This window comes from Acinetobacter sp. P1332 (assembly GCF_044057475.1).
In the GTDB taxonomy this organism is placed as follows: Bacteria; Pseudomonadota; Gammaproteobacteria; order Pseudomonadales; family Moraxellaceae; genus Acinetobacter; species Acinetobacter johnsonii.
Genome location: NZ_CP171157.1, coordinates 232,102 through 254,149, shown reverse-complemented (window position 1 = coordinate 254,149; position 22,048 = coordinate 232,102). Strand labels below are relative to the sequence as shown.

20 protein-coding genes, 1 tRNA gene and 3 pseudogenes are annotated in these 22,048 nt (G+C 38.0%); 10 read left to right on the top strand and 14 right to left on the bottom strand.

Annotated features, from left to right (window positions below; genetic code table 11):
• Window positions 1–114: 114 nt before the first annotated feature.
• The gene (locus ACFN7Z_RS01100) at window positions 115–342 is read left to right on the top strand and encodes a hypothetical protein (RefSeq protein ID WP_004691623.1); all 228 of its coding nucleotides are present in this window, start codon (window positions 115–117) and stop codon (window positions 340–342) included.
• A 177-nt stretch (window positions 343–519) separates the two neighbouring features.
• A tRNA-Thr gene (locus tag ACFN7Z_RS01095) sits at window positions 520–595 on the top strand.
• A gap of 67 nt (window positions 596–662) precedes the next feature.
• Here ACFN7Z_RS01095 and ACFN7Z_RS01090 read toward each other — a convergent pair.
• The 3 genes from ACFN7Z_RS01090 to ACFN7Z_RS01080 form a co-directional block, all read right to left on the bottom strand.
• Window positions 663–1,493, bottom strand: a complete 831-nt coding sequence (locus ACFN7Z_RS01090) for a cyclopropane-fatty-acyl-phospholipid synthase family protein (protein WP_058951585.1) — start codon at window positions 1,491–1,493, stop codon at window positions 663–665.
• A gap of 3 nt (window positions 1,494–1,496) precedes the next feature.
• A complete protein-coding gene (locus ACFN7Z_RS01085; protein WP_178928517.1) occupies window positions 1,497–2,795 on the bottom strand; it encodes an FAD-dependent oxidoreductase in 1,299 nt (432 codons plus the stop codon).
• Window positions 2,796–3,209: 414 nt separating this feature from the next.
• On the bottom strand, window positions 3,210–4,091 hold the full coding sequence (locus ACFN7Z_RS01080; protein WP_058951583.1) for a pirin family protein: 882 nt from the start codon (window positions 4,089–4,091) through the stop codon (window positions 3,210–3,212).
• 101 nt (window positions 4,092–4,192) lie between these two features.
• Here ACFN7Z_RS01080 and ACFN7Z_RS01075 point away from each other — a divergent pair.
• Together ACFN7Z_RS01075 and ACFN7Z_RS01070 are read left to right on the top strand one after the other, a co-directional pair.
• Window positions 4,193–4,396: pseudogene (locus tag ACFN7Z_RS01075) on the top strand (hydrolase); the annotation flags it as partial.
• A gap of 163 nt (window positions 4,397–4,559) precedes the next feature.
• Window positions 4,560–4,780: pseudogene (locus tag ACFN7Z_RS01070) on the top strand (LysR substrate-binding domain-containing protein); the annotation flags it as partial.
• A gap of 97 nt (window positions 4,781–4,877) precedes the next feature.
• On the opposite strand, the gene ahpC reads toward ACFN7Z_RS01070, so the two are convergent.
• From ahpC to ACFN7Z_RS01050, 4 genes are all read right to left on the bottom strand, one after another.
• Window positions 4,878–5,441 (bottom strand): alkyl hydroperoxide reductase subunit C, encoded by a 564-nt coding sequence (ahpC, locus tag ACFN7Z_RS01065; RefSeq protein ID WP_004691631.1) that lies wholly within the window; start codon window positions 5,439–5,441, stop codon window positions 4,878–4,880.
• Between the two features lie 278 nt (window positions 5,442–5,719).
• Window positions 5,720–6,211, bottom strand: a complete 492-nt coding sequence (locus ACFN7Z_RS01060; protein ID WP_058951582.1) for a flavin reductase — start codon at window positions 6,209–6,211, stop codon at window positions 5,720–5,722.
• A gap of 85 nt (window positions 6,212–6,296) precedes the next feature.
• Window positions 6,297–7,343, bottom strand: coding sequence for a methionine synthase (locus tag ACFN7Z_RS01055; protein WP_058951581.1), 1,047 nt, complete (start codon window positions 7,341–7,343; stop codon window positions 6,297–6,299).
• Between the two features lie 36 nt (window positions 7,344–7,379).
• Window positions 7,380–8,372 (bottom strand): DUF1852 domain-containing protein, encoded by a 993-nt coding sequence (locus tag ACFN7Z_RS01050; RefSeq protein WP_058951580.1) that lies wholly within the window; start codon window positions 8,370–8,372, stop codon window positions 7,380–7,382.
• An 893-nt stretch (window positions 8,373–9,265) separates the two neighbouring features.
• Between ACFN7Z_RS01050 and ACFN7Z_RS01045 the strand changes: the two genes are divergently transcribed.
• Window positions 9,266–10,564: a dicarboxylate/amino acid:cation symporter gene (locus ACFN7Z_RS01045; protein WP_395442421.1), complete on the top strand. Its 1,299-nt coding sequence runs from the start codon at window positions 9,266–9,268 to the stop codon at window positions 10,562–10,564.
• Window positions 10,565–10,698: 134 nt separating this feature from the next.
• Here the strand turns inward: ACFN7Z_RS01045 and ACFN7Z_RS01040 are convergent, their stop codons facing one another.
• Window positions 10,699–11,589: a LysR substrate-binding domain-containing protein gene (locus tag ACFN7Z_RS01040; RefSeq protein WP_058951577.1), complete on the bottom strand. Its 891-nt coding sequence runs from the start codon at window positions 11,587–11,589 to the stop codon at window positions 10,699–10,701.
• 134 nt (window positions 11,590–11,723) lie between these two features.
• On the opposite strand from ACFN7Z_RS01040, the gene ACFN7Z_RS01035 reads away from it, so the two are divergent.
• Window positions 11,724–13,142 (top strand): aspartate ammonia-lyase, encoded by a 1,419-nt coding sequence (locus tag ACFN7Z_RS01035; RefSeq protein ID WP_058951576.1) that lies wholly within the window; start codon window positions 11,724–11,726, stop codon window positions 13,140–13,142.
• A 376-nt stretch (window positions 13,143–13,518) separates the two neighbouring features.
• On the opposite strand, the gene ACFN7Z_RS01030 is transcribed toward ACFN7Z_RS01035, so the two are convergent.
• The 4 genes from ACFN7Z_RS01030 to cadR all read right to left on the bottom strand — a co-directional run bounded on the left by ACFN7Z_RS01030 (window position 13,519) and on the right by cadR (window position 16,523).
• Window positions 13,519–14,343 (bottom strand): hypothetical protein, encoded by an 825-nt coding sequence (locus ACFN7Z_RS01030; RefSeq protein WP_058951575.1) that lies wholly within the window; start codon window positions 14,341–14,343, stop codon window positions 13,519–13,521.
• Between the two features lie 9 nt (window positions 14,344–14,352).
• On the bottom strand, window positions 14,353–14,979 hold the full coding sequence (locus ACFN7Z_RS01025) for a hypothetical protein (RefSeq protein ID WP_058951574.1): 627 nt from the start codon (window positions 14,977–14,979) through the stop codon (window positions 14,353–14,355).
• Window positions 14,980–15,069: 90 nt separating this feature from the next.
• Window positions 15,070–15,879 carry a restriction endonuclease subunit S gene (locus tag ACFN7Z_RS01020; RefSeq protein ID WP_131230780.1) on the bottom strand — a complete coding sequence of 270 codons (810 nt, stop codon included), beginning with the start codon at window positions 15,877–15,879 and terminating at the stop codon, window positions 15,070–15,072.
• A 251-nt stretch (window positions 15,880–16,130) separates the two neighbouring features.
• Entirely contained in the window at window positions 16,131–16,523 is a 393-nt protein-coding gene (gene cadR / locus ACFN7Z_RS01015; protein WP_004281856.1) for a Cd(II)/Pb(II)-responsive transcriptional regulator, read from the bottom strand.
• 90 nt (window positions 16,524–16,613) lie between these two features.
• On the opposite strand from cadR, the gene ACFN7Z_RS01010 reads away from it, so the two are divergent.
• The 3 genes from ACFN7Z_RS01010 to ACFN7Z_RS01000 are packed head-to-tail and all read left to right on the top strand — an operon-like array spanning window position 16,614 to window position 19,982.
• Window positions 16,614–17,894, top strand: a complete 1,281-nt coding sequence (locus ACFN7Z_RS01010; protein WP_005105969.1) for a cation transporter — start codon at window positions 16,614–16,616, stop codon at window positions 17,892–17,894.
• An 11-nt stretch (window positions 17,895–17,905) separates the two neighbouring features.
• Window positions 17,906–18,163, top strand: a complete 258-nt coding sequence (locus tag ACFN7Z_RS01005; protein ID WP_058951572.1) for a FeoA family protein — start codon at window positions 17,906–17,908, stop codon at window positions 18,161–18,163.
• The gene (locus tag ACFN7Z_RS01000) at window positions 18,153–19,982 is read left to right on the top strand and encodes a ferrous iron transporter B (RefSeq protein WP_058951571.1); all 1,830 of its coding nucleotides are present in this window, start codon (window positions 18,153–18,155) and stop codon (window positions 19,980–19,982) included. The genes ACFN7Z_RS01005 and ACFN7Z_RS01000 overlap by 11 nt, the downstream gene beginning before the upstream one ends.
• 55 nt (window positions 19,983–20,037) lie before the next feature.
• Here ACFN7Z_RS01000 and ACFN7Z_RS00995 read toward each other — a convergent pair.
• Window positions 20,038–20,228 (bottom strand): annotated as a pseudogene (locus tag ACFN7Z_RS00995) (addiction module antidote protein); the annotation flags it as partial.
• Between the two features lie 523 nt (window positions 20,229–20,751).
• Here ACFN7Z_RS00995 and ACFN7Z_RS00990 point away from each other — a divergent pair.
• Window positions 20,752–21,456, top strand: a complete 705-nt coding sequence (locus tag ACFN7Z_RS00990) for an IS6-like element IS1006 family transposase (RefSeq protein WP_058951570.1) — start codon at window positions 20,752–20,754, stop codon at window positions 21,454–21,456.
• A gap of 177 nt (window positions 21,457–21,633) precedes the next feature.
• Here the strand turns inward: ACFN7Z_RS00990 and ACFN7Z_RS00985 are convergent, their stop codons facing one another.
• Window positions 21,634–21,828 carry a heavy-metal-associated domain-containing protein gene (locus tag ACFN7Z_RS00985; protein WP_004281879.1) on the bottom strand — a complete coding sequence of 65 codons (195 nt, stop codon included), beginning with the start codon at window positions 21,826–21,828 and terminating at the stop codon, window positions 21,634–21,636.
• Between the last annotated feature and the right edge of the window lie 220 nt (window positions 21,829–22,048).

The following is a 22,048-nucleotide window of genomic DNA, read 5'->3' as shown; positions in this document are numbered from 1 at the left end:
AAAATAAATCATCAATGATCATCTAGATGCAATGTTTATGAAGCACAATTCATTTGCGGTATATAACTAGCGAAACACTAAATTGACCAATAAAACTGCTATTCGGGAGTCAGAATGAATAACAGCACCAATTATGTCAAACAAATTAAAAACGCTAAACGAGGCGGTTATACCCCAACCCTTGCAAAGGATGTCAACAAACATAAAATTCAAAAAGCAATTCGTCTGATTGAACAATGGAGAACGCTGGCCAATGAACTCAAACCTCAAATGCAACTCGACATGGCTTTTACGTTGGAAGAATGTGCCCAAGACCTCGATCAAATTTTAAGGAGCAAATAAGTTCCATGTTTTCACTTAACCCTATTTAAAAACAGTTTCATCACAGCCCCCAAATTTTATTCTTAGCTCTCACCCACCCTTTGGTGGGTGAAGTTTGAACAAAAAATCATGTGCACTTCAATCGCTCACTTTTTGGCTTGCGTTTTCAAGAAAATCCGCTATTATTCTCACCACGTTGCCGGCATAGCTCAGTTGGTAGAGCAACTGACTTGTAATCAGTAGGTCCACAGTTCGAATCCGTGTGCCGGCACCATTTTATACTTAGCCTCGCTTTTTAGTGAGGCTTTGTTGTTTCTGGCCCTTTGGTTTTTTATTTCATTTTAAATGTCTTTAACTGCTGTAATTTGAACATAGCGCACGATGCCCTGTTCAAATAATTTTTGACAGAGCTTAGCCGTCATTTTAATTTTGAAGTAATCCAAATTTTGAGCGGCCTGTTGGACTAAATGCACATGATAATAACGAGAAAAACCCGCCAAAACTGCATCGGATAAATCTTCAATAGCAACCTGCTGATAGCCTTGTGATTCTATCGAATGCTTCAAATTCGCTTCTAACTGAAGATGTTCCAAATGAACATCGGCTGCTTTTAACAGCATTTTCAGTTGAAGTTTCTCAAAACGATTTAAATTCAAAAATGCATCACTCAACATCAGATAGTGAAAACCGATACGCCCTTTTGAATTTAAAACAGAATGGGTTGATCTCAGAAATGAATTTAAATCACTGTGATAAGCGGCATCGAGGCACAACACCACATTAAAAGGCGCTGAAAATAGCTTTGAATTTAAATTTAAAAATGACGTTTGAGTGATGTGTATCTTTGAATTTAAAGTGTGTTGTATGCGCTGAACACATTCGGCTTGTAACTCAACCGCACAAAGTTGCTGAACATGGTAATGCTGCTGCCACAGCAATAGACTCGCACCCTGTCCACAGCCCAAGTCTAGAACCCGGTCATTTGACTTTAGCTGTAATCGATCAGCAAGATGCGTTGCCAGGGTTTGGCAAGCTTCAGGGTAGGAGGATTGGTTATTTTCCCAATAACCAAGATTGCTCCAAGCCAATACTGCGTGATCTCCCAATTGTTTTGCATCAATTGCATATTTATGTTTGGGCAGATGTCGCTGTAAGGTTTGGAGCCATTTCATGCTTTAGTAGCCGAGTTGTGGGGCAACCTCAACTTTAGGTTTTAATCCAACAAACGGCAATGGCGCACCGAAAATTTCTGCAATATGCATTGCTGAAGTGACGGCAGACTCTAAGATAGGCAGACCATCGCACGACCATGAACCACAGAAGAAGACTTTTCGGTTAGCACTCTTATGGCGTTGTTGTAACTCTTTATTCAAAGCCACCGTTTGCGAGTCCACCACCGCACGGGTCAAAGTTACAGTTGAAATTACTTTTTTCGGGTCAATCTCGGTCACAGGCTGCCACGTTTGAAACACGGCATTTTTACCAACCAGACTCGGTTCGACTGAATTGAGCCAAACCGTGAACTGTTGACGGATAAACTTACGGTCCATCATATAGCTCAGCACCGACCAGTCTTTACGCTTAGGCGGCATCACGGAAGGATCAGTATGGATCACCAGCTGACCTTGCTCAAAACGAAACTGCTTTAACAGCGCAATATCATCTGCAAACTGAACAGGATCTAAAAACTCTTCAATTTTTGTGGTTGGCGTTGCCACCACCACACGGTCAAACAGTTGCTGTTCGCCCTTATTATTTTCAACCAAAACCTTGTCACCTTGTTCAGTGACTTTGCTAATAGCCGATCCGCTTTGGATATTGATGTTTTCAATCAATTTATCGACCAAGGCAGGTGTTCCCCCTTGTATACGCAATAAAGCATCGCCATCCGTCAACTGACGTAAAAAGATCAACAGCGGTTTCGCTGGCCATTCGCCAATGGTTTTTGGATTACAGGTACAGATGGTGTAGAGCACAGGCATGACTGCGCCATGCCAAAATACTTCTTCAATGTCATGCTGGTTGATAAATTCAGCCAAAGTAATGTCTTGATCTTTAGATTTGAAGAATTTAGCAATCGCGGTTTTAAGCTGCAACATACCTTTAACCAAACGCCATCCATACTGCTGTAGGCCTTTACGGTTATTGATAATTGGGAAATTGCCAATGCGGCTACGGGTAGTGGTTAACCATGTTTCTGTACGGTCTTCAAACAACCAACTACATGCCATGTAGGTGCGTACTGGATACGTTTTGATGCCTAAATAAGTCGCAAGACTTAAGGTGTTTTTCCATAAGTGTGGGTTCATGACACGTAACGGAGCATCAATCAGACCACCTTCAAACTCTGTACTGTGGCTATCCATCCCTCGCCCAGTCAGTGCTTCGAAAATAGTAATATTATGCCCAGCATCCTTTAGAATTCTTGCGGTAGCAAGACCGGCCATGCCGCTACCAATAACTGCAATATCCAAAATTATGATCCGTCAGTCTGACTTATATTGACTGAAATTATGACCCAATGTCGAAAAAATAGGGCTATTAAAAAATACCAGAATCACATTTTTTCATGTGCCGCACTGGTAGGACGATATTTGCTTAAATTACATTTCATTACACTAAAAAGCCACTTAAATAAACACAGGTTTTTTATGCATTTTATTTTAAATAAAAAGATAAACCCTTTAAAAACAAAGTATATAAATTAACTATTTTTATAACATCTGTTTTACAAACTAGCGAAAAAGCGCTAATATGCGCCTCGCATAAAAAAGATAATTACATCACATAATAATTCATGACCAACTATGCAAAACAAGAAGACTACAGCGCCTAAAAAATCCCTACCCTTGACCGAGTAGGGATTTCTTCTTTTTAGCGACAAGATTTTAGTCCACCACAGCAACGGGGATTTCACCAAACTTGCCACGATTAAAATCGTCAAAAGCTTGCACAATTTCCGCTTTGCTATTCATCACAAATGGACCATAACCTTGAATTGGCTCATTTAGTGGTTCACCAGTCAACACCAAGAACTTAGTGTCTTGCAGCGCTTGTAGTTGAATTGCAGATTCGCCATCTTGAGCAAACATCACAATGGAACTATCCACCACTTTTTGCGTGCCATTAATCAACACTTCACCACTGAGCACCACCACAATCGTGTTATGCGTGATAGGCACATGGATAAAAGTTTCGTACTCTGCTTTTAATTCACCATCCCAAACATTGACGGGACTATACGTTTGAGCAGGGCCATGATGACCACCAAACTCCCCCGCAATCACGCGTATGTGTCCAGCATTATCATCCATTTCGATGCGCGGGATATCCGCCACGGTCAAGGCTTGATAACGCGGTGTGGTCATTTTATCTTTGGCTGGCAAATTCACCCAAAGTTGTACCATTTCAAACAGACCACCATGCTCAGCAAAGGCTGGGGAATGAAACTCTTCATGTACCACACCTGAACCCGCAGTCATCCACTGTACATCGCCAGTATTGATGGTACCACCGCCGCCGCTAGAGTCTTTGTGCGTCACTTCACCACTATAGGCGATGGTGACTGTTTCAAAGCCACGATGCGGGTGTGAACCCACACCACGTTGCGATGTGGTTGGATCAAATTTGTAAGGTGCCGCATAGTCCAAAAGTAGAAACGGACTAATTGCTTGTCCTAAGCGGTCATATGAAAAGAGGTTTTTGACAGGAAAACCATCACCCACCCAATGCATGTCTTGATTACGATAAACACCAATTACTTTTTTCATCTTGGAGCGCCTATCTCGATAGGATGAATATGCAATCTATACTACCCTTTTCCTCAGCCCTCTTATAGCGCTGCACTAGTACACAGAATCACAAAAATAGGACAATTAATCCCATCACACGTGATGCAGTATGGGATCGTATATATCAGGCAGATGCGCAGTTGATGTCATGGTTTGGTGCCGCATGTGAATTACACCGCGACTGGCTTAATGATATTGAAGGCCTCGGTTCACTCTTTGCAGCGCATATTCCAGACTATAAAAACCCGATTCAAAGCTATAGCAAAAATACTGCTCAAAAATAATCAGACCTCAGTAAAAGCGATCGTAGGATCGCTTTTTGTCGTGTGCAATCGTTAGAAATCAAACAGTATCAGATCATCCATCGCAGACTGCTTTCTGTCACAAATCAATACAGGCTTGAATCCATCATGCATTCATTTGACGACTATTATTATTTTGACTGTGGATGGACTCGGCATTGCCAACCTGCCTTACTTAACGGTAGAGGCAGATATTGCTTCAGGTCGCCTAGTTCAATTTTGCCCGACTGGTGTTCCAATATTGGAAGCGTACAGTTGGTCTATGCTTCACGTAAAGGACAACGTTTGGTCATGGAGAAACTGATTGAGTATTTGATCCAAGGTTTAAGAGACTTTGCCAGCACCAGCAAGGGTTACCATCTCTAGAACCGAAAAGAACTCACATAAAAAAATCAGCCACTTGGGCTGATTTTTTACAGGTATCATGCTCATGACTTAGCACAATGCAACCATCGAGGTTGACTTAGATTTTACCAACCAAGTCGATTGACGGCGCAAGCGTTGCTTCACCTTCTTTCCATTTTGCAGGACATACTTCGCCTGGGTGCGCATGCACATATTGTGCTGCTTTCACTTTGCGTAATAGTTCAGACGCATCGCGACCAATACCGCCGGCATTAATTTCAATAATTTGGATTTTACCTTCAGGATCAATCACAAAAGTACCACGGTCTGCTAGACCTTCTGTTTCAATCAGCACATCAAAGTTTTTAGACAAAGTCCAAGTTGGATCGCCAATCAAGGGATACTGAATTTTACCAATCACATCTGAAGTGTCGTGCCATGCTTTATGGGTAAAGTGGGTATCGGTCGATACGCCGTAAATTTCCACACCGAGTTTTTTAAACTCAGCATAGTGATCGGCTAAGTCGCCCAATTCTGTTGGACACACAAAGGTGAAATCAGCAGGATAGAAAAATACGACAGACCATGTGCCTTTCAAGTTTTGCTCAGACAACTCAATGAATTCACCATTTTGGTAAGCTGTTGCATTAAACGCCTTAACTTCAGTATTGATTAAACTCATGTATTCGTCCTCAAAAGATTTGTGAGAGTGCTTAAGTGATGAAGCAAGAATACGCACAAACCAAAAATTGGTAAAACAGTAAGTTTTTATTATTTTTATCGGATTTTTAGATTCATTATTTCCCGACACTGTTGCCCGATTTTCACCATCTTGTGGTCTAAATGAAAACCTTTCCATTTTTCAAATCGAGCTAATACAGTCAAATCTAGAGTCAAGCAGTGGAAAATCTATGATTTGGAAGGGCCTTTCAAAGCTTTGATGTTCAATAAAAAGTGAAATTAAGCCGTTTCGGTCAGCCCCACCTGATGATAAGCACGATTAAAATAAACCAAACTTTGCTCATGTTGGCTTTGTTGAATCGCAACAATACGGCACATAAAAACCGTATGTGTTCCCACTTCTTGAATATCCTCAATTTCACAATCAAAATTGACCAAAGCATCCTTTAAAACAGGTGCGCCCGTTTCTAGCTCTGTCCACACACCATGTTTGAAACGCTCTTCAGACGTCATTTTAGATGCAAAGACATTCGAAATATGCTGATGTTGTGCACCTAACACATTCACCGATAAAATTTTATTGTCGACAAAATGTGCATGTGAACGCGATGCTTTATTCATACAGACCAATAATGTCGGTGGTGTATCCGTCACACTGCATACGGCAGATGCTGTGAATCCATGACGATCAGCCATGCCTGCCGTAGTTACGACACTCACGGCACTGGTTAACAAAGACATTGCATCTCTAAAGTCTGTTGCTTCAATCATCATTTTATTCCTCAGTAGAACGGACACATGCTTTTAAATGGAATACGAGCTACCCATTTCTGATCAAATAGATAGCCCTCTCACATCACGCGCTTGCTGCGTATGAAGCCGAAAGTTCTTTACGAATAATTTCTGCACCTGCGCTTAACGCATTCAGCTTACCACGTGCCACTTCACGTGCTAAAGGTGCCATGCCACAGTTGGTCGAAGGATAGAGTTTATCTGCATCGACAAACTGAAGCGCCTTACGTAGTGTATTCGCAACTTCTTCTGGTGTTTCAACGGTGTTGGTTGCAACATCAATCGCACCGACCATGACTTTTTTACCGCGAATCAGTTCAATCAGATCCATTGGTACACGCGAGTTTTGACATTCGAGTGAGATGATATCAACTTTAGATTGTTGCAGTTTAGGGAATGCTTCTTCGTATTGACGCCACTCTGAACCCAAGGTCTTTTTCCAATCGGTATTGGCTTTAATGCCGTAGCCATAGCAAATATGAACCGCAGTTTCACATTTCAGACCTTCAAGTGCTCGTTCAAGCGTTGCAACACCCCAGTCATTCACTTCATCAAAGAACACATTAAATGCAGGTTCATCGAACTGAATGATATCCACGCCCGCAGCTTCTAACTCACGTGCTTCTTGATTCAGGATCTTGGCAAATTCCCAAGCCAGTTTTTCACGGCTTTTATAGTGACCATCATACAGCGTATCAATCATGGTCATCGGGCCAGGTAATGCCCACTTGATCGGCTGATTTGTTTGGCTACGTAAAAACTTAGCATCTTCAATAAAAACAGGCTTTTGACGGCTTACTGCACCGACTACAGACGGCACACTCGCATCATAACGATTACGGATACGCACCGTTTCGCGTTTCTCAAAATCAACGCCATCCAGATGTTCAATAAACGTCGTCACAAAATGTTGGCGGGTTTGTTCGCCATCACTAACGATATCAATGCCTGCATGGAGTTGTTCTTGCAATGACAAACGTAAAGCATCTTGTTTCGCTTCGAGTAATGCCTCACCTTCGAGTTTCCAAGGTGACCAAAGTTTCTCAGGCTCAGCAAGCCAAGAAGGTTTCGGTAAACTGCCCGCAGTTGATGTTGGTAATAAAATGGCCATTTTAAATCTCTATTTCAATATTCTGTTTCAGGTAAATTAAGCAGCGTTGCTGTTTACGGTGTAATTCGCAGCCCATTTTTCAAGGATGTCTTGATACGGCTTGATAAAGTTTTCTTCTGTCCATTTACCTTGCTTGACCGCGAGCTGACCACGTTCAACGCGGTCATAGACGATTCGCGTTAATGAGTAATCTGGGTACTCTAGGCTGGCTTGATAGACTTGAGCTGCTGATGAATTTGCATTATAAATTTCAGGGCGATAAATCTTTTGGAAAGTTTCCATGGTGCTAATCACACTGATCAATTCAAGATCGGTGTAATCACGCAGTAAATCACCCGCAAAATAGAATGCTAAAGGTGCAGCGCTCCCTTTCGGCATAAAGAAGCGAACCTGTAAGCCCATTTTATGGAAATACTCATCGGTACGTGAATATTCATCTTGTTTATACTCAACGCCTAACACAGGATGCTCATTGGTAGTACGGTGATACTTCTTCGCTGTTGAAACACTCAAACAAATCACAGGCTGTTGATTAAACTCTGCTTTAAAAGTCTCTGAGTTCACCAAGTATTGATACAGTTTGCCATGTAGATCACCAAAACCTTCAGGCGCATACGACGTCGAATTCTCTTTATTATGTTCTTTCAGCACCACGCTAAAATCGTAGTCACGTACATAAGACGAGAAGCTATTGCCAATCATGCCTTCAATACGTTGATGGGTATAATGATCATTAATCGTGCTTTTCAGCATTTCAATGATTGGGAAAGTTTGACCATTTCCCTCAATGTCTAAATTTGCAGAAATAATATCGATTTCAAGCGAATAACGATCACCATTCGGGTTATCTGTTTGTGCTAAGGCATTGAAACGATTGTTAATCATACGAAGTGTATTACGTAGGTTCTGCTCACGGCTTTCACCACGCGCCAAGTTAGCAAAGTTCGTCGTTAGACGTGTGTTATCTGCTGGTTGATAGTTTTCATCAAAACGAATGCGTTTAATTGAACATGCAAACTCTGTACTCATGGCGATCTGTTACCCTATATTTCTGCGATAAAACTGAATTTCTTTCATGCTCTTTCTAGAGGGTCCAATTTTCTTTTTGGATCTTTCTAGCAAATCGTCTTTCCAACCTTCTCAGATTTTTCTGAGCATCAGGCTAAGAAGCAACGATGAATATGATCTATCGTTAAGAGCGTGGTTTAATTTATACCTGAATGATCACATGAATAAAAATGATTTAATCTCACACCAAAGTGAACTAAATTCATGTTTAGAAATTCTGTCACTTTAACAATGAATTATGCGTGGATAATTTTTGTGGATGTACGAAAGGAAAGAATGAAAACATTAAGCCCTTGTGCGTGAGTTGTGAAAAGTCATGATATTGCTCAATCAACGTCATCAACACGCTACATCTTTATTTTAATTATCTTTTTAAATCAGCAACTTAAAGTCATGGGATGATTATTAAAATATTAGATAAAACAGGCAATTCAATGGTTTTGTCTGTGGGAAAATTAAGAGTGCAAGCTTGGTTTTGAGTTCTTGTATTTATTAACTTTGGCTCCTCTTTCTGACCTTGGCTCTTCCTCACAGAATCAAGAAATTTAATATCTTTCCTATCACCAATCAGAATTAAAAAAACAAACATTCGGTCGTTATATTAAAAACAGCTCACCTATATCAAATAAAACTAAAGAATCATCTAATGCATTTTTTGCATAACTGAATTAAAAATTGCATTGTCGTTTTTTTAAAAAAAGTAACACTTGCCACAGTTAAATCCCCAATCGATGATTTAGCACTCAATACCTAAAGCAATGCCTCTATAAATTGATCAACATGGAATGTCATCAATGCCTTGCTACATCAGGCCAAAAGTTGATGAAAAGAAGATTAAAGAAGGAACGATAAGTATGAAGCAGAAGAAACTACTGAAATATATTCTGATTGCCATGATCTCAGGAATACTGATTGGTTGGGCTTTTCATAGCACTTTAACGACTGCACAAACCACAGAACTTGCAGCCTATTTTAAAATTGTGACCAATGTATTCTTAAGATTAATTAAAATGATTATTGCACCCTTAGTGTTTGCAACAATCGTTTCTGGTCTGCTCTCGATGGGAAAATCCTCATCTCTGGGATCAATTACCTTAAAAGCCATGAGTTGGTTCATTGGTGCATCATTTATTTCACTTTTACTGGGCATGGGCTTAGCCAATTTATTCCAGCCCGGCGCTGGAATGAATCTCACCGTTCCTCAAATAGCAGTTGATATCGGTGTCAGTGCGACAAGTCTGAGCTTAGAAAGCTTCATTACGCATATTTTCCCGCGTAGTTTTGCTGAAGCCATGGCCAATAATGAGATATTACAGATTTTGGTTTTCTCAATTTTCTTTGGTTCTGCACTTGCCTATGTGCAACATCAAAGTGAAGTGACCGTCATTGGTAAAATTATTGATGAACTCTGCAAGGTCATGTTCCGAATTACAGATTATGTCATGGCATTTGCCCCTATCGCCGTTTTTGCAGCCATTGCCTCCGCGATTACCATCCAAGGCCCTAAGCTGATTATCGATTATAGTATTTTCATTGGACAGTTCTATGTAGGATTACTGCTGCTTTGGACTCTCCTGATTGCTTTCGGCTATATCTTCTTGAAAAAAGATATTTTTAAATTGATGCGAATCGTGCGTGAACCCTCCATGTTGGCATTTGCGACCGCAAGTAGCGAATCGGCTTATCCAAAAACCATGGAAGCTTTGGAGAAATTCGGTGTGCCTAAACGCATTACCAGTTTCGTGCTCCCTTTAGGTTATTCTTTCAACCTCGACGGCTCGATGATGTATATGGCATTTGCTGTGTTATTTATTGCACAAGCCTACAACATTGATTTAAGTTTTTCCCAGCAAGCACTCATACTCTTTACCCTCATGATTACGAGTAAAGGGATTGCAGGTGTTTCACGAGCATCTATTGTGGTGATTGCCTCCACTCTGGCTATGTTCCAACTTCCTGAAGCCGGTATTCTATTAATTTTAGCGATTGATCAGTTTTTAGATATGGGCCGTACGGCAACCAATGTGATTGGAAATAGTATTGCAACGGCCGTGATTGCACGCACTGAGGGCAATAAAGATGAGTTTACGGAGCAAGAAGGCATCATGGTGAACAACCTTCCTCCTGCAAACCAATTGGCCGATAACAGTTAGAATTATTTATAGAGAAAATAAAAGGTGATTTTTAAATAGTAAGTAAAGTCCTTTATTTACTATTCATAAAATCACCTTATTTATTATTAAAATATATCTCACAATGATTAAATAAAATAATCCATAAAATCCAATTATTTATTTTTCTGAATTAAAATATTCCAAATATAATCAATTCGATTTGAAAATGACATTTCACGCTTAACCAGATAGACATCTTGGAATAAATAGTACTGCTTACCGTCCAGTACTTTTAATTTATTTTCTTGAATCTCTCTTTCAACCAATAATTTCGGCAGCCATGCCACACCTAAACCTTGCAATACCAACTCTTTTAAATCACCTGCATTATCCGTCTCATATAAAGTTCTATAATCCAACTTATTTTCAATCGCTTCATCCACACAGTTTCTTAAATATGCTTGTTTACTATAAGACAACAAAGGAAAAGACTGATCGAGTGAATATTTGGCAGTCCCGTCATGATCTAAGGCTGTCACAGGGAGGATTTCCATTTCAACAATTTTATAAAATTCGAACAAAGAACGATCGAATTGTTCTAATGTTTTTTGATCACAATAACTGATTAAAAAATCACACGAGCCATCTTTTAATAAGCGCATCCCCTGTTTGAAATTTGAGGCAATAATTTCCAATTTTAAGTCCGTCATATCCATCGCTAACTCCTGAATAAAGCGGGGGAAAAACTGGGTAATGAGCGAGTGTGACACTGCAAACTTGACGGTTAACTCATCATGTTTCACATTCTTTTCTAAATACTTTATTGTTGTAGTTAGTTGATTTTGTATGTTTTTTGCCGAAGCCAGTAAAACTTGCCCTGCTTCTGTGAAATCAATATTTTTACTATATCTTTTCAAAATTTGGAAACCCAATGAGTTTTCAATATTCTGAATTCTGCGCGTAAAGGCAGACTGCGTGACATGTCGTAGAGCTGCTGCTTGAGATATCGATTTTTCTTGCTCTAACGCAAGTAAATCTTCAATCCATCGAATTTCTAAAGTCATAACTCATTCTTCACTCATCCTTTGATCAATTATAATCTATTATGCAAAAAATGCATGTAGTAATATATTTTTACATTAGAAAAAAAACCGTTCGCACTTTAATATTGATTTATTCGAGATTAGAGTCTATTTAAATGAACATTAAGATTAACACACGCGTTGAAAAGGATTTATTAGGATATAAAGAAATTCCTGCTCATTGCTATTATGGCGTACAAACTTTAAGAGCTTTAGAGAACTTTAATTTAAGCCCAAATAAACTCAATCAATTCCCTGTTTTTATTAATGCCCTTGCAATGGTTAAAGCTGCATGCGCAGAAGCCAATTTTAAACTCAATAAACTTGAAGAAAATAAATACAATGCCATTCAATATGCATGTGAACAAATTATTAATTATAAATATCATGACCAATTTCCAATTGATATGATTCAAGGTGGTGCTGGAACGTCCACCAATATGAATATCAATGAAGTACTGGCTAATATTGGCTTAGAACATTTAGATCATTTAAAAGGCGAATATCAATATTTACATCCAAATAATGATATTAATATGTCTCAGTCAACCAATGATGTTTATCCAACGGCAATTAAAGTAGGTTTAATTTTTGCAATAGAGCAATTGAACGGCCCGTTTCAAAATTTAATTCAAAGTTTTAAGAACAAGTCAGATGAGTTTTCACATATCTTAAAAATGGGCCGAACCCAATTGCAAGATGCCGTTCCAATGACCTTAGGTCAAGAATTTGGCGCATTTGCAAATACCTTACAAAATGATTTAAACAAGCTTAATGACATCATGCCGTCTGCTTTAAGTGTTGTAAATTTGGGTGGAACAGCAATTGGAACAGGGATCAATACCGAAGTTAAGTATCGTGAATATGCCATCGCAGCATTGTCTGAAATTACGCAAAAGCAGATCAGCAGTTCACCTGATTTAATCGAAGCAACCTCAGATATGGGGGATTTCGTTTTATTATCGAGCTTCTTAAAACGTACCGCGACTAAACTCTCAAAAATTGCCAATGACCTGCGCTTGCTGTCTAGTGGCCCTCGTACTGGTCTGAATGAAATCCATTTGGAACCGCGTCAACCAGGCAGCTCAATTATGCCTGGCAAAGTGAACCCTGTTATTCCAGAAGCAATGAATTTAGTGTGTTTTCAAGTGATTGCAAATGATTTGGCCATTACTTTGGCGGCCGAAGCAGGTCAGTTACAGCTCAATGCGATGGAGCCGTTAATTGCTTTTAAACTGTTCGAATCGATCGATTTGTTAAGTAAAGCTATGCAAATGTTCCAACATAAATGTATTGAAAACATCCGTGCCAATACTGAACACTGTCAGGCAAATGTAGATAATTCAATCGGCATTATTACTGCACTCAACCCATATTTGGGTTATGAAACAACGACTCGTATTGCAAAACAAGCGAATGAAACTGGTCAAAGTGTATTGGCTTTAATTAAAGCTGAAAACCTATTGTCTGATCAAATTTTGGCTGATGTGCTATCGATCAAAAATATGGTTCATCCTCAGCAATCTTTATCATAATTTATTAGCATTTCGTCTTTTTAAAAAGGGATCTCATCAGAGGTCCTTTTTTATAGAAAAGAAAAGTATGCTATGTGACTCGTACTAGCTGAACATTTTGATGCCATAAAGTTCTTTTTTAAATACAAAGTTTTCCGAGTCATAAAAAAAGAACTTGATATAAATCAAGTTCTTTTTCACTTCATACAATATTTAGTTATTGTATAGTCTAAAATGGATATACACACCAAAATAATATTAATACATATATTTCATTAACTTATATCATTATGTAATGTATTTTGTAAAAATTCAATGAGAAATTGCTTAAAAATTTACACTTTTTTATTACACTGAAATTTAGTGTTAATTCGCAAGCTATGAAAAAACAAATATACTAAACTGGAACATAAGCCTGAGCTAAACGCTTTTCTGTGGAAGCCTGTGTTGTGTAGAAACGCTCTTGGATGGCATATACAAAATTCTTCAAGGACTCTTCGTCTGTAATCGTGTATTTACCATTTGCATCTGTAGGTAAGCCCAAGGTTTGAATATAGCTATGTAAGCTATTTTGAACTTGAGGGCTATATGAATTGTAAGTATCTAATGCTTTAGCGATATTCTTACGATTTGGAATCCCCACTTTGTCTTCAGTGTATGAGGGATCAACAGCTAATAAACTGCCCAATTGAAAAAATTGTGTTACTTCTGCGGTTGTCGCTGCTCTATAAAGGGTGTTTAATCCTTTAAAAATACTATTCATGGCACTTAAGCTTTTAAAATATAAATGCCCCGTATTTTTATCAAAAATTGCATCTGGAGAATCGGTCAAAACGACAATAGGATTATCCAACACTTCAGGCTGATTTGAAAAACTTAAAGTCTTTCTATAAATTTTTGCGCTAGGCAAAACTTTTTGGATATAGTAAAAATCATCGCTCTGACGCTTAAAAATTAAATACTTAATATCTTTATACTGAACAGCACTGATGGTCGGCAATGAGGTATTTACTTTTCTTTCTAATTCTAGAATAGGGTTTGTTACATCAGTCAACGTGTTTAAGTCCACTTTAAACCAATCACCATTTCGGGCTATCGCTGTTGGTGTGTAAGAAATAGTATTTAAAGTAGTCGGTAATAAACCAGCATAAAAATTAGGACAGTTTTGACCAGACAAAACGACATGAAACTTCGCATTATTACGTGAATACAGAAAATTCATTACCACCCCTTAGTCTAAAATTAAAAATGTATACTCGTTCACTTTTGTAAGAGCAATATAACTTCGCATATCACCATTACTATCTTCAAAAAGCTCATCAATAGTTTTTATTTCTTTCTTAGAAATTACCAAAACTTTTGAATCATCTATATGTTTTATAAAATAAAATTTATATCCCAATACTAAAAAGATTGGATTAAAGTAAAAAAATCGAGTCCTAGCTAGGACGATTAGCATTAATACAAAGAAAAGTATGAATGACTTCAATGTAGGTAAACTAATGGCAACAAATGCATAACCTAAATAAATTGGAAGATAAAAGTCATTTGCCTGCTCAAATTCTTTTACTTTTTTTCTCTCTATAACATCCTGATCTAAATACTTTAAACTAAATTTAATCGAAAAAAATGAAAGAAACAGCAAAGCTATCAGATAAATTACATAGACAACATATGTAATTGACTCAGTTATAAATTTTTCACTAAATCTAAGATTTTCATGGCTAAGTAAAAGTGAGATTAGATACTTGACCCACTCCCACTTCAACCAAACTGTTTCTTCATGAGAAATCAGAAAGATTAAGCCTGCTAAGGCGATGGAAATAGCAGTCAAAACTATATGTAATAGATGTTTCATGCTAAATCTCCATCTGCAATCAAAGTCTATTGTGCTTAATTTTCATCCCATTTCATAGCGTGAAGAGACACAACTTGACGCATTAACACTTTATTCGTTTTGCTCAAAATTTTTAGCCATATGCTCTTCCGCATCTCGAATAGAAATCTGACCATTCATCAGCATAGGTAAGAGCCAATCTCGTAACTCTTCTAACTTTTGGTTTTCCATACTTCTAATAAAGATCATCTCATTGTATTTTGAAACGATATTATCGTATTTTTCTATAAGCTCTTTTGGAGGATAAGCTAACTTTAGGGAATATAAGTCATTTTTCGTAATTGAGCCAAAAGTTGTTCCTTCTGAGTTTCTTCTATCAAATACCTGTTTAAAGTATTTCATCACATAAAAAAGAAACCCATCAAATCCATCTTTACTATTCAGTGCAGCTAAGCCTCGACCAATACAACAATCAGTATTCGCTATATTCATGTCCCCGACTGGTGCACGTACACTTAACAGGATATCGCCCTTTTTGGCCATCCTAGATGGAGCCGTTGTAAATTGACGAACAGATGGAAATAACCAACCGAAATCTGTAGAACCTTGGAAAAATATTGCTCCATTACCTTCATTATTATACGAAGAACCTTCAGGAGATTGCCCCATGGTTATATTTGCGATATCTGATAATTCTTTAACAGACCAGTTTTCAGGGATTTTTCTATTCAATATTTGGTTATGAACCATTTCTCCACCTGAAGATTTATATTGCTCATTTTCACCATCAGGGAAATCAAACTGTATAAACCAATAATCAAATAATAGCCTCGCTTTATTCTCTAGCTCAAGATTAATACGATTATTATTGGCAATTATTTTTTCAATCAGATAGGCTTTGTTGCATAAATATGTAAGCATCTGATTTAAATAGATTTAATTTTGGATCAAAAAATAATCAAAACTTTTAAAATCATATAGTTATGAAATCTTTGTGCAACAAAGCCATTAGAAATGTTTTTCTCTTCATACACAAATCTGTATTTAAAACACCAATAGGAAGCTGTCCAAATCCATCTAAGATCTGATCACAAAATTTAAGTCACCTTAATCTTTTTGCAGCCTTAAGTAAAGATATACAGAGTTTTTGAAAAAAGCATAGGTCTAGATAATCAAGCTAGATTTTTTAGAACTCCACATTGGTCAATTGTACATAAACCATCACAAGTACCTCTTAAATCAGATAGTTGTTCAATAAGCTTTTGTTGCTTGATTATATTTTCTCTGATAGCACTGACATGTAAGTCAATTAATTCATTCACATCTGAACAATTTTTCTTGGGATTATCTTTATAGGTGAGTAATTGACGAATTTCATTCAAACTCATATTTAAAGTTCGGCAATTCAAAATAAACTTAATTCGCTCAACATAGCCTATATCGTAAAGGCGGTAATTTCCTTCCGTTCTTTCGGGTTCCGGAATTAAACCTTCCTTTTCATAAAACCTAATTGTTAATACTGAACATGAGGTTTTTTTAGAGAGTTCACCAATTTTTAAATGCATTGAGTTGGTATTTCCAAAAAATCTTGACTCTATAGTAACTATAGGGATTCTAATATTCAAAGTTTATAAATTTTTTTAATGGGTATAATTATGAGTGGCTGTGGATGTAGTAAAGAAACACCATGCAAAGATAAGAAATCTCAACAAGAAAATCATCCATCAATTGCAGAAGCAAACAATTCAAAGAATTGTAATAATACGCTTAGCTGTTGTGGTGAAGAGGAAGAAGAAAAATCTTCATCTCCTTGCTGTAACACTTCAAACAGTTGTGAAGATACCGCTCAATCCTGTTGTGGTTCTGATCCCAAAGAAAATTTAAGCACTGAAGACGTTTTAAAAAATTCGCACTACATGAGTGAATACTTAGTTCCCAAAATGGATTGTTCTGCGGAAGAACAGATGGTTCGTATGGCGCTATCTTCAATTGATGGTGTTCAAAAACTCATCTTTGATTTACCTAACCGGTCTTTAAAGGTTCTACATAATCAAAAAGATGAAAATATAACTACCAAACTTGAAGCTTTGGGTTTTGGTGCAAAGCTTGTGAAGACTGAAACTTATATAAGCAATCAACAGGCTAAGCAAACAAGTACCTATACCATTCCTAAAATGGATTGCTCTGCTGAAGAGCAAATGGTCCGTATGGCTCTTGCAGATATTGAAGCAGTTAAAGGTCTTACTTTTGATCTTCCCAATCGAAAACTGAAAGTCTTCCATAATGAAGGGAGTCAGCAAATTACGGCCAAACTTGAAGGACTGGGTTTTGGGGCGAAACTTGATGAAACACAGCTTTCTTCAGGCGATATACCTAATGAACCTGATCCTGTGAGACAAGCTAAAGTACTTAAACTGTTATTAGGCATTAATGCTCTACTTTTCTTTATAGAATTCATCAGCGGAATTATTGCTGCGTCTACAGGATTGATTGCTGATTCTCTAGATATGTTTGCCGATGCAGCCGTTTATGGTATTGCGCTATATGCCGTCGGAAAAGCTGCGAAATATCAAGTGAAAGCAGCCCATTTCGCAGGTTGGATTCAGTTATTACTTGCTGTCATCGTGATTATTGATGTCATTAGACGATTCATGTTTGGAAGCGAGCCAGAATCAACGCTCATGATTGTTATTGGCCTGCTCGCACTTATAGCTAACGTGACATGCTTATATCTTATTTCTGGTCATCGAGAAGATGGCGCACATATGAAAGCCAGTTGGATTTTCTCGGCGAATGACGTTGTCGTAAATATGGGCGTTATATTTGCCGGTGTACTCGTGGCGTGGACGGGATCAGCTTACCCAGACTTAATCATTGGCATCCTGGTTTCTTTATTCGTGCTTAATGGTGCTCGAAAGATTTTGGCTTTGAAGTAAGAGTATCGAAAATGAATCTATTTCAAGTTAAACAAAATCAGATCGTCAAAATTAGAGATCTCAAAAAAGGTAATCAATACAGTCATACCACTGATCCCGTATTGGAACGGCTCCAACTATTAGGTTTTAGAGAGGGTGAAACTCTACAAGTACTCGCTAAAGGTGTTTTTGGTGGAGACCCTGTATTAGTTCAAATTGAAACTTCAAGATTTGCTTTAAGAAAGAACGAAGCTGAACGCATTTTTGTAGAGATCATCAATGAACACTAAAAATATTGCACTTATTGGTAATCCCAATTGCGGTAAAACTTCACTTTTTAACACCCTTACAGGTACTCGTCAAAAAGTTGCCAACTATGCTGGGGTTACTGTTGAAAGAAAGGAAGGTTCTTTTAAATTACCTTCTGGTGATACAGTACGAGTATTAGACTTACCCGGAACTTATAGTTTAAAACCTAGCAGTTTAGATGAAGAAGTCACTAGAGCAGTTTGTTTTGGTGAGCTAAAAGGTGAAGTTTTACCTGACATATTTGTATGCGTTGTAGATGCCACAAATCTCAGCTTACATTTGAGCTTAGTTCTTGAAGTTCGTGCTCTAAACAGGCCTATGCTTCTTGTATTAAACATGATGGATGAGGTCAAGAAGCGTGGTATATCCATTGATAAGGATAAGCTCTCTCAATCGTTAGGTATCCCTGTAGTTGAATCTGTCGCTGTCAAAACTAAAGGGATTCAAGATTTAATTAATCAGTTAGATCAAAAAAATCTTTTTGTTGCCCCTTATCATTCTGAATTAGATCACTTTGAACAGATCAAGCAAATCACCAAACAAGTCATTTTAAATAATGACAGTGGTGACAAAAGAACTGCGTTTCTAGATAAGATTTTTCTACATCCTGTACTGGGTTTGGTAATCTTAGCTTTAACCATGTTTGTGATGTTCCAAGCGGTATTTATATGGGCCACACCATTTATTGAATTCATTGAAAATTTTGTGGTCTGGCTTAGTGATTCTATTGGCCCCCTCATTCAGCATCCATTATTAAGAAGCTTAGTCGTTGATGGCGTAATTGCTGGTGCAGGTAGCGTACTTGCATATATGCCCCAAATTCTGATTTTATTCTTCTTCATTTTAATGCTCGAAGAATCAGGCTACTTGCCACGGGCAGCATTTCTGTTAGATAAATTAATGTCTAAAGCAGGCCTTAGTGGGCGTTCATTTATTCCTTTGCTATCTAGCTTTGCCTGCGCTATTCCCGGAATTATGGCAACCAGAAGCATTAGCTCTGAACGGGATCGATTAGCGACAATTATGATTGCACCCTTGATGACCTGTTCAGCAAGATTGCCAGTATATGCTTTATTAATCGCTGCCTTTATTCCAAACCAATTGATCTATGGCTGGTTAAGTCTGCAAGGATTGGTCCTTTTTGGTCTTTATATGTCGGGAATAGTATCTGCGTTATTAGTTTCACTCTTTCTGAAATTAGTTCGTAAAGATAAAACTGAAAGTATTTTTATTTTTGAACTTCCTACCTATCGAATTCCAGATATTAGAAACATTGCATTAGGTTTGTATGATAGAGCGAGCATTTTCTTAAAACGAGTTGGTGGCATTATCGTGGCACTGTCTATCCTGTTATGGGTACTTGTTACTTTCCCTCAACCACCAGACCACGCTACCATGCCAGCAATTAACTATAGTCTAGCTGGTCAATTAGGACATTTAATTCACCCTATATTTGCACCTATTGGTTTTACATGGGAGATTTGTATTGCCCTCATCCCTGCTATGGCAGCAAGGGAAGTTGTAATTGCTGCTCTTGGTGTCATTTATGCAATGTCTGGCGATGAAAATACAGTAACCCAAAGTCTGCTAAGTCAAATTTCAGGTCCAGATGGGTGGGGGCTAGCCACCGGTTTATCATTATTAGTATGGTTTATTTTTGCTCCCCATTGTCTCGCCACTTTAGCAACAATAAGACGAGAAACAGGTAGCTGGAAACAGCCAGTCATTATGGCAACTTATCTATTCGCATTAGCTTACATCTTTTCATTCATCACATACCAAGTTGCTAGTAATCTTTAATTACCAAAATAATAACAACGGGAGTCTAGTTCCCGTTGTTATTAAATATTCACTGTTAAATTGCTAGCCGTAAATTAAATGCTTTTACAACTTTGATCATAGTATCGAAACTAGGGTTAACCTCACGAGAAAGAACTTTATAAAGGCTTTCTCACCTAGACCAGTATCTTCAGACAATTGAGTCATCCCTTTGACCTTTGCGATAGTTCCCAAAGCTTTAGCTATAAATGCCGCATCGCAATTAGACGGGAATAACATTATGTGTCGTTCAATGACAAATCTTGTGTCACCTGACGTCACAAGTGCAAAACATATAAAATACCCTTTTATGTTATTTTAGAGTATGCCTCCCTTTTACTGACGGTCTGATTTTCGGTTTTTATTGCACCTTGGACAAGTTGGTGCGTTGCACATGAGGTAAGAATTATTATCACTGTAAAAGGATATTTATTTGTATTGTGGCCTCAGCAATTATTATATGGTTCTTATATCACCGTGAATACGGTGCTGAAGAACCCTGTGTGCGTTTGGTAGTTAACAAGCCATGATTTCTGCTTTACTGCACTTGCAAGCTGAAATTAAAATGCCTAATTCAGTCCCAAAAAATGAAAGCTTTCGTGATTGTAGCAGGTCAGAACAGGGTTTTAGGTTTGCTGCGTTATTCCCAAATTATCAAGCAATGTGTGCCTGTATTACAGTCGTTAAACGGCACTGTTGCAAATAACCACGAATGGTAAGCTGAAGACTGTTTTAGCTAAAGGTGCAGCATATGAATCCTTTCCATGGTCGGCATTTTCAGGGCGAAATCATTCTTTGGGCTGTGCGCTGGTATTGTAAATATGGCATTAGCTATCGTGAACTGCAGGAAATGCTGGCCGAACGGGGTGTGAATGTTGATCACACGACTATTTACCGTTGTGTTCAACGTTATGCTCCTGAAATAGAAAAACGTTTACGCTGGTATTGGCGTAATCCTACAGATCTGAGCTCGTGGCATATTGATGAAACCTATGTAAAAGTGAATGGACGATGGTCTTATCTGTATCGTGCAGTCGATCAACGTGGCGATACCATTGATTTTTATCTTTCTTCTAGACGTAATACCAAATCAGCATATTGTTTTCTTGGAAAAATTTTAAATAATGTGAAGAAGTGGCAAATTCCACAAGTGATCAACACGGATAAAGCACCCACATATGGACGTGCTTTATCACGGTTAAAACGGGAAGGTAAATGTCCACCAGACCTTGAGCACAGGCAGATTAAGTATAAAAATAACGTGATTGAATGTGATCATGGCAAGCTAAAGCGGATCATCAGGGCCACATTAGGATTCAAATCTATGAAGACGGCTTATGCCACAATTAAAGGTATTGAAGTCATGCGTGCACTACGTAAAGGACAAGCATCGTCATTTTATTATGGTCAGCCTCAGGGTGAAGTGTGTCTAATCAACAGGGTTTTCGGTCTCTAAGTACTTTTTAAAGGAAACATCATCGACTCAAATCTCTATTTGCAACAGTGCCAACCAAGATTAGGGGGAATTCAGGGATTACTTTTATTTCAAGCAAGTACAGGTTTAATCTGTACGATGAGGAAAATAAGAGAGAGTAAAAGTGGTAAGGAATTCCCACTGTTACTCTAACAGAGATTAAGCAGGATCAGCTGTAAATCCACGCTCACTGAGAGTGGCAATGACTTGATCCTGACTCACCGTTGTGTTGATTTCAACAATACGGTTTTGTAAATCAATATCGAGTGAGGCATTCGAGTCGAGCTCTTTAATTGCGGTAGTAATGCCGCGTGCACAACCACCACAAGTCATATTAGCGATGTGAAATTTCATATGTTGCTCCTTTTTAACAAAACATTTGTTTAAAACATTAGAACAGTAACTCTAAACTTTCACCATACAACCAGCCTTTTTCTGAATCAGTTACTCGCTGTAACTTGGTCTGTTTACAACCTTACAGTTTTCTTCAGAGTATTCCAAAGAAGAGTGTTCTAATGACTACAGTAAAAGTACTTAACCAACATTAATGTGACTTTAAAATGACATTTTTATC

What these genes read in the sequence shown, in the direction of transcription:
- ACFN7Z_RS01100 (WP_004691623.1), top strand. Translation starts at nt 115, where the DNA reads ATGAATAACAGCACCAATTATGTCAAACAAATTAAAAACGCTAAACGA.
- ACFN7Z_RS01090 (WP_058951585.1), bottom strand. Translation starts at nt 1,493, where the DNA reads ATGAAATGGCTCCAAACCTTACAGCGACATCTGCCCAAACATAAATAT.
- ACFN7Z_RS01080 (WP_058951583.1), bottom strand. Translation starts at nt 4,091, where the DNA reads ATGAAAAAAGTAATTGGTGTTTATCGTAATCAAGACATGCATTGGGTG.
- ahpC (WP_004691631.1), bottom strand. Translation starts at nt 5,441, where the DNA reads ATGAGTTTAATCAATACTGAAGTTAAGGCGTTTAATGCAACAGCTTAC.
- ACFN7Z_RS01060 (WP_058951582.1), bottom strand. Translation starts at nt 6,211, where the DNA reads ATGATTGAAGCAACAGACTTTAGAGATGCAATGTCTTTGTTAACCAGT.
- ACFN7Z_RS01055 (WP_058951581.1), bottom strand. Translation starts at nt 7,343, where the DNA reads ATGGCCATTTTATTACCAACATCAACTGCGGGCAGTTTACCGAAACCT.
- ACFN7Z_RS01050 (WP_058951580.1), bottom strand. Translation starts at nt 8,372, where the DNA reads ATGAGTACAGAGTTTGCATGTTCAATTAAACGCATTCGTTTTGATGAA.
- ACFN7Z_RS01045 (WP_395442421.1), top strand. Translation starts at nt 9,266, where the DNA reads ATGAAGCAGAAGAAACTACTGAAATATATTCTGATTGCCATGATCTCA.
- ACFN7Z_RS01040 (WP_058951577.1), bottom strand. Translation starts at nt 11,589, where the DNA reads ATGACTTTAGAAATTCGATGGATTGAAGATTTACTTGCGTTAGAGCAA.
- ACFN7Z_RS01035 (WP_058951576.1), top strand. Translation starts at nt 11,724, where the DNA reads ATGAACATTAAGATTAACACACGCGTTGAAAAGGATTTATTAGGATAT.
- ACFN7Z_RS01030 (WP_058951575.1), bottom strand. Translation starts at nt 14,343, where the DNA reads ATGAATTTTCTGTATTCACGTAATAATGCGAAGTTTCATGTCGTTTTG.
- ACFN7Z_RS01025 (WP_058951574.1), bottom strand. Translation starts at nt 14,979, where the DNA reads ATGAAACATCTATTACATATAGTTTTGACTGCTATTTCCATCGCCTTA.
- ACFN7Z_RS01020 (WP_131230780.1), bottom strand. Translation starts at nt 15,879, where the DNA reads ATGCTTACATATTTATGCAACAAAGCCTATCTGATTGAAAAAATAATT.
- cadR (WP_004281856.1), bottom strand. Translation starts at nt 16,523, where the DNA reads ATGCATTTAAAAATTGGTGAACTCTCTAAAAAAACCTCATGTTCAGTA.
- ACFN7Z_RS01010 (WP_005105969.1), top strand. Translation starts at nt 16,614, where the DNA reads ATGAGTGGCTGTGGATGTAGTAAAGAAACACCATGCAAAGATAAGAAA.
- ACFN7Z_RS01005 (WP_058951572.1), top strand. Translation starts at nt 17,906, where the DNA reads ATGAATCTATTTCAAGTTAAACAAAATCAGATCGTCAAAATTAGAGAT.
- ACFN7Z_RS01000 (WP_058951571.1), top strand. Translation starts at nt 18,153, where the DNA reads ATGAACACTAAAAATATTGCACTTATTGGTAATCCCAATTGCGGTAAA.
- ACFN7Z_RS00990 (WP_058951570.1), top strand. Translation starts at nt 20,752, where the DNA reads ATGAATCCTTTCCATGGTCGGCATTTTCAGGGCGAAATCATTCTTTGG.
- ACFN7Z_RS00985 (WP_004281879.1), bottom strand. Translation starts at nt 21,828, where the DNA reads ATGAAATTTCACATCGCTAATATGACTTGTGGTGGTTGTGCACGCGGC.